Source organism: Mesorhizobium sp. M7A.F.Ca.ET.027.02.1.1, assembly GCF_004022985.1.
GTDB lineage: Bacteria > Pseudomonadota > Alphaproteobacteria > Rhizobiales > Rhizobiaceae > Mesorhizobium.
In genome coordinates, this window is the sequence record NZ_RZOL01000721.1 from 1 (window position 1) to 1,552 (window position 1,552).

Here is a 1,552-nt window from a genome sequence, read left to right on the forward strand (position 1 = left end):
CACCTGGTCCATGAAGTGACCAGCGCGCAGGCCTTCGAAGGCCTGCGGGCTGGTCACTTCATGGACCAGGTGGCGGTCGATGTAGAGCAGGCAGGTGCCGTCGTCCTGGCGATCGACGACATGGTCGTCGAAAATCTTGTCGTAGAGGGTGCGCGGTGCGCTCATGTGCGTAAATCCGTCGATATGAGAATGGGAAAGAGCAGGTACCGGACCTCAGGCCCGGCGAAAGGGACCCGAACAGGTCGGCCTAGGGTAGTCGGCTGGTCAGCGCCCCGGACACGCGCGCGGAAAAACGCGACGGCAGGCGTTTCCTGTCCTGCAGCACGAACCCCTTGTAGGCCGGATCGCCAAAAAGCTCTTCCATGGCGTGGCTCATACCAATGTTTTGGGTTTTCGGCAATTGCGGCGTTCAGCGCCTTTACCTTCTCCCGCAAGGGGAGAAGGTAAGTGGAGTCACAACACTTCAAACACAAACGTCTTCACCAGCGCGTCAGGCTCGGCGATCGCATAGCAGCGGAACCACGGGCTTTCCTCGATCGGCCGCCATTTCCCAGCTAGCTCCAGCTCATCGAACACCGCCTGGAAGCCGCCGCTCTCAAACACCTGGTCGCGCACGGTGAAGATGGCATGGCCGCCCTTGCGGGTGATGCGCACCAGCTCGTGCAGGCCCGACGCCGGCGCATGGCTGATGGTGAACACGCCGGTCGAGAAGAAGGCCCGGAAATACTTGTCAGGCCATGGCAGCGTTTCGCCCAGCATTGCCTGCTTCAGGTCGCTGTAGGCATTGCGGCTGCCGGCGATCTTCAGCATATCGTGCGAGAGGTCGAGCCCCGCAATGTCGCGGTAACCGAGCGCCTTCAGCGAGGGTCCCGACAGGCCAGTGCCGCAGCCGGCATCGAGCAAGGGGCCATCGCCCGCCGGCACATGACGCGCCACCCAGGCGGTGATCAGGAAAGGCAGGAGGTAGCCGAGCGAGGCGGTCTCGCTGTCATAGGTCGCAGCCCACGCGGCATAGGCCTCCTCAAGCGCTTCCGGCGTGTCGGCCGTATAGACGGAATCCAGCGCCGCATTGGCTTTGTCGACGATCATGGGGACCTCCTCAAGGGAATGCTCGGGGATCGTAGCGCTGCCTTGGCCGAAAAACTATTCCTCGTGCTGGCGGCGCAGCCGCCGCTCCAGCGCCCTGAGCGCCAGCGACAGGCCGACGGTCAGGATGAGATAGATGTAGGCCGTTATCGAATAGGTCTCGAAGAAGCGAAAGGAGCCGGCGGCGTAGACCTTGCCCATCTGCGTGATGTCGGCAACGCCGAGCACCGAGACCAGCGAGGAATCCTTGACCAAAGCGACGAAATCATTGCCGAGCGGCGGCAGGATGGTGCGGATTGCCTGTGGGAACACGATCAGCCGGAAACGCTGCGCGCGTGTCAGCCCAAGCGCCTTCGCCGCTTCGATCTGACCCTTCTCCACCGCCTGGATGCCGGCCCGGAAAACCTCCGAGATGAAAGCCGAATAGCCGATGGTCAGCGCCATGATGGCGCGCCAGAGCAGCGAC

General features: G+C 62.8%; 3 protein-coding genes. All 3 read right to left on the bottom strand.

Annotated features, from left to right (window positions below; all coding sequences use genetic code 11):
• On the bottom strand, positions 1-165 hold a 165-nt coding region (locus EN749_RS35520), incomplete at its 3' end, for an aconitase family protein (RefSeq protein ID WP_348629410.1).
• A gap of 288 nt (positions 166-453) precedes the next feature.
• Complete coding sequence (locus EN749_RS35530) at positions 454-1,089, bottom strand: class I SAM-dependent methyltransferase (protein WP_127808711.1); 636 nt, start codon at positions 1,087-1,089, stop codon at positions 454-456.
• Between the two features lie 54 nt (positions 1,090-1,143).
• Positions 1,144-1,552, bottom strand: a 409-nt coding sequence (locus tag EN749_RS35535) for an amino acid ABC transporter permease (RefSeq protein ID WP_145991172.1), incomplete at its 5' end; no start/stop codon positions are given.

What these genes read in the sequence shown, in the direction of transcription:
- EN749_RS35530 (WP_127808711.1), bottom strand. Translation starts at nt 1,089, where the DNA reads ATGATCGTCGACAAAGCCAATGCGGCGCTGGATTCCGTCTATACGGCC.